Raw genomic sequence first — 7,729 nt, 5'->3', positions numbered from 1 at the left:
AACTACGAAGCTTTGATCTACTTTCGTATCTTTATCGTAGTTCTTATCTGTAGCAGTTGTGAATCCGTCACTTACTAGGTCATATCCTAGAGCTTTCAATTCAGCAAGTTTAGCTACTGTACTGTACTCGATTGGTTCTCCAGATTTACCTTCTAGGTTATCTGTGTGAAGTACTGTTCCTGTTCCTTCTACCACATAAGTTACTTTCGCTTTTTGAGTATCTTTCTCATAAGTGATTTGCGTATCTTCTGTTGGATTTTCAGGTGTTGGTGGAACATATCCTTTACTTGGATCGTTTGGATCTACTGGTTTCAGTGGATTTCCATTTGGATCTTTTGGAGTTGTTCCTGGAACGTGAGGAATCACTGTTGTTGGTGTTCCTGGTTTAGTTGGATCTGTTGGATCGTTTGGATATTGAGGTTTCTCAACTTTTGGAACTTCGAATCCTTCTGGTACTTTTGGTACATATTTACCTAGTGGTGTGTAAACAACATTTACTACAGAATCAGCTGCATCGTGAGCTACGTTCTCTACTTTTTCAGCTGCTTTAATATCCGCAACGTATCCGTCGATAACTGGTGATGTTACTTCAGCTAATGTTTGAGGTTCAGTCCAATCAGAAGTATAAGTGATTTCACCTGTTACTTTGTTTAAATCACCTTTACGAGAGTAACGAAGTTTTTGTTCTACAGTAGCTGCAGCTTCTTGACCACGTTTAGCTTCTTCTACTTTATCAGTATTAGCGTATCTGTAGTTGATTGTACGATTTACTTCATCTAGTAATCCTAGTTGTTCGTATGTACGTTGTTTTGGATCTCCAGGTACTTTGTCTCCTGGTTTTGGAGTTGTGTTTGGATTGTTTGGATCTAGCGGTTTATCTGGATCGATTGGAGTGATTCCCTCTTTAACGATTACATAGTAAACTTGACTAATTCCATCATTACCTTTGTCATCCTTGTCATCAAATGTACGGTTAGCTTCTGCGTAGAATGCTACACGTTCTGCTGTATAAGCTGCATCAGTTGGAGCAACAACTTCATAACCTTTAGCTTCTAATTCAGCTTTAACGTTATCAATGTTTGTTGTCTTGATTGCTTTACCTGTATCTCCTGCTTCCGCAACTGATACGTGAACTGCAGTACCATCCTCTTTAATGAAGTGAACTAGAGCTACTTGAGAACCATCTTTAACATACGTAATTGTAGTGTTTTGAGTTGGATCTTCTGGCTGTTTCGGTACTTCATATCCTTTCGTTGGATCGTTAGGATCTTTCGGAGTTAATGGTTTACCGTTTGGACCTACTGGTGTTGTTCCAGGGATGTATGGTACTACTGGAGTTTCAGTAGGTGTTCCTGGTTTTGTAGGATCTTCACTGGTTGGATCTTCATATGGTTTTGGTGTTAAGTCAGCATCCGCTGGAGGTGTTACTCCTTCTGGAATTACTGGCACATATGAACCAAGTTTGCGGTAGATGATTGTTTCTTCGCTATCTTTATCAGTAGCTTTAACCTCTGTACGCTCTGTAGATTTAGCTGCTGAAGCTACATATCCTGGTTTGTTTGGAGTTGTTACAGCGTCGATTGTTGTATCATTGTCTTTAGCTGTCCATGTACCAAAGTTAGAGATTGCTCCTGTTACTGGATCTAAGTCAGCTGTACGAGTAAATGTTAATGTTTGTACATTGTCAGGGATACCTGCATCTGATCCGTCAGCTAGTTTGTAGTGAACTGTGTGTGTTACTTCTTCGATTAATCCTAATTCTTTGTAAGTACGTCCTTTTGGATCGTTTGGTACTTTGTCTTCAGGTTTAGGAGTAACATTTGGAGTATTTGGATCTACTGGCTTACTTGGATCGATATTTGCTGGTTTGGTAGTATAGATTACTGTTTCAGTAATATCCTCAGCAGTTGCTGTTACTTCTGTCGCTGGTACAGTCTCTTTATCTGGAGTGAAGTTTGTAACTTTTGGTGAAGTTACAGCTTCAAATGTTTGAGCTGGTGACCATTCTCCGAATGTAACCTTACCAGTTACTGGATTGATAGTTGCTGAACGTTTGAACTCTTTAGTTTCTTGTACTGAATCAGCAGCCTTTGAACCATCTGCGTAAACATACTTGATTGTACGTTTCACTTCCTCTTTACGTCCGTCTTCTAACTCTTTGATTAACTCTGGAGTCCATTTTGGTCCTGTTGGATTATTTGGATCGATTGGTTGATCTTTCGTTGGAGTTGGATCGTTTGGATTTACAGTAATTGGCTTAGCAGTTACTAAAACTTTGTATACTTGGTTAGTCTTAGAATCTGCATCGAATGTACCATCTGTTGGGTAGTTGTTTTCAACAACTGTGTATCCTTTAGCTTTAAGTGCTTCAATTGTTGATGTTACATCAGCAGCTTTAGTGAATGCTTTACCTGTATCACCAGTATCTACTACTGATTCTGCAACTGCACCTTTTTCAGTCTTATCCGTTTCACTGTTTACTTCGATGAAGTGAACAACCGCTACTTGTGATCCATCTTTAACATAGGTAATTGTAGTGTTCTCTGTTGGATCTGTTGGTAAGCCTGGTACTTCATATCCTTTGGTTGGATCGTTAGGATCTTTCGGTGTCAATGGTTTTCCATTTGGTCCTACTGGTGTTGTTCCAGGGATGTATGGTACTACTGGTGTTTCAGTAGGTGTTCCTGGTTTTGTAGGATCTGCTGGAGTTGCATTTGGATATGGTTTTGGATTTAGGTCAGCATCTGCCGGAGGTGTGATGCCTTCTGGTACTACTGGTACATATGAACCAAGTTTACGGTAGATAATTGTTTCTTCACTATCTTTATCCGTAGCTGATACATTTGTACGTTCTGTAGATGTTTTCGCTGAAGCTACATATCCATCTTTATTTGGTGTTGTTACAGCATCAATTGTTGTATCTCCACCTCTAGCTTTCCATGTACCGTAGTTAGAGATTGCTCCTGTTACTGGATCTACCTCTGCAGTACGTGTAAATGTTAATGTTTGTACATTATCAGCGATACCTGCATCTGAACCGTCTTCAAGTTTGTAGTGAACTGTGTGTGTTACTTCTTCAACTAAACCTAGTTCTCTGTACGTACGTCCTTTTGGATCATTAGGTACTACATCATCAGGTTGTGGAGTAACATTTGGATTTGTTGGATCTGTTGGTTTGTTAGGGTCTACAGTTGTTGGTTTTGTAGAGTAGATTACTGTCTCTTCAAAGTCTTTATCTGTAGCCGCTACAGTTTTCGCTGGTACGTCTGCAACTGCTGGTGTTACACCTGCAAGTGCCGCAGTGTATTTCTCAAGTGTTGGAGAAGTTACTGCCTCGAATGTTTGATCAGCTGACCAATCTCCGTATGTGATTTCTCCTGTTGCTACATTAATCTTACCAGAACGTGTGAATTTAAGTGTTTTAACTTTCTTATCAGCTACACTTGTTAAATCAGACTCTGCTACTGGAGTACCATCTTCGTATACATACTTAATAGTACGTGTTACTTCTTCTTGTACTTTTACAGCGTTGATTAAGGCTTCAGTCCATTTTGGTCCATCTGGATTATTTGGATCGATTGGTGTTACACCTGGAGTTGGTTTTGGATTGTCATCACTTGATGGTTTTGTTGGATCAAATGATGGAACATCAACTACTTTAGCTTTGAATTTCACAACATATTCTTGATCAACTGCTGCATCTTTATCGAATTTATCTGTTGATACAAATCCGTTATTTACTAGTTCGTAACCTTTCTTAACTAGCTCAGCAATCTTATCTGTTACTGAAGTTGCTGTTGTAGCTGGGTAAGCTGCTTCAGATTTACCTGTTACTGCGATTGGATCTGCAAGACCTGGAGTAATGACTTTATCTGTATTAGTAGGATCTACTTCTACGAATTTAACTACAGCTTTTTGTTCCACTGGAGTATAAAGAACTGTAATCTTGTAGTCATCTGCTTCTGCATCGATTGCTGCAGTCGCTTCTACGGTAGCGTTATCTGGAACATAACCAGTTACTTCTGGAGAGTTAACAAGGTTGAATTTATCATCTTTAGCTTTTTCTGCATCAGATAAGGTAATTGCATCGTTAGATGTTCCACCTACTGGAGTCCATGGTCCAAATGTAACGATTGATTTTTGAGCAGCTGTTGCATCTGCTGCAATTGCTTTGTTTGTGATGTGATCGTAGTAAACTGTACGAGCTTTGTATTCTTCTGGAGAATCATATCCACTCTTATCCAATACAGCCTTATAAGTAGCGTATTCTGTTGGATATTCTTTTGCAGCTAATGTGTAATCGATTGTACGGTCACGTTCATAGTGAAGTGTTTCAGTCACTGTTGGTGCTGCTGTTGTTCCACGTTTATCTGCTGGTACATCATCTGTACTTGCATATTTGTACTCGATTGTACGTGTCACTTCTTGGGTATCTTTAATTTTACGAGTAACTTTCTTGTGACGTAGGTAGACATTGAATGCTTGATCTACTTCTTTATCATCATCGAACTTACGTCCACCTTCAACTGGATTCCCTTGAGTATTATTTGTAAAGTCATCCGTTACTAATTCATATCCAAGGTCTTCATATTTCTTGATTGTTTCAGCTGTTTTATAAGGAATCGCTGTATGAGATTTACCTTTAAGTGTTGTAACACCATAAGTTGTTTTCGCATCTGCACCTGTTGCAGGAGCTGGATTAGCGTTTTGAACTTCAAGAATACGAGCATCACCTGTAGCATCTAAATCGATGTATGTTACTTTAGCTTTTTGAGTATCAGCTTTGTAAACAACATACATGTCAAAGTCATCTTTGTCGTCTGAACGAACTTCTGATACTAATGGTTCATATGCTCCAACATCTTTTGTATTATCTGCTACTGGAGTATATAATCCTACAGGTTGTTTTCCATTATGGATGTGTCCCATCTTACCATCAGCATTTGGTGTGAAGTTAGCTGTTACTACTTCAGCAGTATACCCTTTAACTGTTGGTGAGATAATTTCTTTAAATTTAGAGTTTGCATCACTTGAAGCAGTCCATTTACCGATGATAATTGAACCTTGGTTAAACTTAGTTCCTGCAGGGATAGTATCTCCAACATTGTAAACATGACCAGATGCATCTGTAACTTGGTTAGTAGTTGTGATTGCAGAGTCAGTAGTTCCTGCTTCAGAGAAGATCTTGTAATCACGAGTATAATCAATCGTTTGTGTACGAGTAACTGGTGTGTTATCGATAGCTACGATTGGATCATTATCTTTATAAGAATCTTGACTTGCTGGATTATCATTATCATTTTCGTATACATAGTGAATTGTACGAGTAATCGATGCTTTTGATTGTGGTTTAACTATTGGAATATATTTCGCTTTACCATAGTCAGTTCCATATTTACTTGTTACAGAATCCCCTGCTACTTTATCGTTATAGTCGATATCAGGTTGTTGTTTTACTACACCTGTACCTGTACCTACGAACTTAGGATGTGGAGTAAATTTAATTTCACCACTATCTTGATTTAATGTGTACGTACCTTCATTTTCGATTACGATTTCTGTATCTGTTACTTTAGTATAGCTACGAGGTACTGTTGTAACTTCTCCAGTTTCAGGATCAATATGAACTGCATCTGGAAGTTTAGAACCCATTAAGTTCTCATACGTTGTTGCTTCGCGAGATCCTTTTGGAACAATATCATTGTTAGCGTTGTATGTTGTTCCGTTTAATGTGACACTCTCACCTTTCGGAACAAGCTGATCCGCTGGAGTCTCTTTCCCTAAAACAGAGAATTTATCAGCCGTAACTTGTGGAATAGTCTCACCATTTTGATATGTTTTCTTCCATGTAGTTATTTGAGCTCCTCCAGTTATCTTAAGTGGAGTAACAAGTTGATCACCTTTTTGAACTTTACTTCCTACTGGAATAACAACATTTGCTCCATTTCTTAAAACTGTTGTCGGCTCTGTAACTGTAGGTTCTGCACCTTCTAAAATTGCTCCTGCAGGTACTGAACCAGTACCATATCGAACATTACTTACAAGTACATCTCCTGTTCCATTAACTGTCACAGCTTCAGTTTCAGCGATTCTTGTATTTGCAGGAATCTTATCAGCCGGTTTGAATGTTGCTGTGTTTCCACTAGGTAATGTTACTTCTGTTTCTTTATCAACTTTTGTATCTTCAGTATATACTTTTCCAGGAATTTCTTTTTTAGTTGCTAAAGTTGGTTTTTTAGTTTTATCTAAAATTGCAAAATTCGCTGTATACTTCGTATCTTCAATCTTATCATTTGTTACTGTTTCAACAGTTGCATAAGCAGGAATGGTTGGATTAGATTTTTGCTCGGCACCTTGTACATCTTCTGTAATTGTGTCTTCACCTACTGGACGTACGTCAATAACAGTTGGAATATAGCTAGTATCCATTGATTTGTAGCCGTTATTTCCATTATTTACATTTTCAAGAACCTTGTCTTTTTCTGCTAGTGTAGTAGATGTTTTAGAAGCTTCGATAGTATCATTTGTTGCTTCCCAACCAGTTGAACTATTGTTATCATCCCATGCACGAACTGCAATACCTTTTGCTGTACCTACATATGCGTCTACCGGTTTAAAGGTTAAAGTAGTTTCATATAGACCATTACCAATAGAAACATTCTTACCGTTACTTGCTGGGTTTACTTTATATGTACCTACTTCATTTCCTGCAGTATCATATTCAGTATATGTGTCAAGTAAGTATTCTGTTTTGTTATTCAATGGATTTGTAATTTTTAGACCTTTACCGAGAACTTTATTGTTCTTATCTTTAACGGTTACATACTCTCCAGTGAATACTGTTGCACCATTACGTTCAACGAAAACTTTACCATTATCACCTTTACGATAGTTTGATGGTAATTCGCTATCTGTTGGTGTGTACGCTTCTTCTGACGCCACTTGTTTATCTGTTAAAACAATTTTCGGTGGTAAGCTTTCATTTTCAATCTGAGCCCATTGTTTATATTTGGAATCTTTGTTTTTACCACTAGCTGTAAACATCGCATTTGTTGGTAACTTAACAGTTTGTTCACGACCTTGGAAGTCACTGGTTTCATGTTTAGTACCGCGTGGCATGTGAATCACATGTGTTTCAAAGTCTTCTACTTCCCCTGATGATGCTACACCTGTTGGTTCTAGAATTTCATCTTTAGTTAACGAAATACGTAAACGCACACCTAAGCTATCTGCTGAAGTATCTAATAATTGAGGTGTATTTTTAAATTTAATATTGTAAGTTCCGTTTTTGTTAACTTCTACAATTTCTGAAGATTCATTAAGATCGAATTTACCATTATTATTAAAATCTACCCAACCACGAACATAGGCTTTGTCATTATTGACACCAAGATTAGCACGAACTCCTTCAAGAACATATTCATTTCCTTGTGCTTGGCGGAGTTTATACTCAGTTGCCACCGCTGGATCAAGTAATTGACTTTCTCCTTCATCGCCAAGAGTACCTTCACCTAAAGCACCAGTTGTATGGTTATAAACCCCACGGATTGGAAGCTTCGTTTGAGGATTTGCCATCTCAATAACATCACCTTGATTCAAAAGCACATGAGTGTTATCAGCTTTTTCAATAACAGCATTTCCATTTGGTAATAATAAGGGCACCTCTAAAAACCTATCCAATGGACACCAAAATATGAGATAATAGCCTTATCATAAGATGAGGTTATTA

The 7,729-nt window shown here is 38.0% G+C and carries 1 protein-coding gene; it reads right to left on the bottom strand.

The features are described 5' to 3' along the window. Positions 1 to 7,662: mucin-binding protein (locus tag K1I71_RS09310; RefSeq protein ID WP_223330830.1), on the bottom strand; the 7,662-nt coding region annotated here is incomplete at its 3' end. Positions 7,663 to 7,729 lie beyond the last annotated feature (67 nt).

The sequence above is a fragment of the Streptococcus mitis genome (assembly GCF_019929545.1).
Lineage (GTDB): Bacteria > Bacillota > Bacilli > Lactobacillales > Streptococcaceae > Streptococcus > Streptococcus mitis_BU.
Note: the sequence above shows the minus strand (reverse complement) of the source record. Positions and strands in the feature narration are given on the sequence as shown.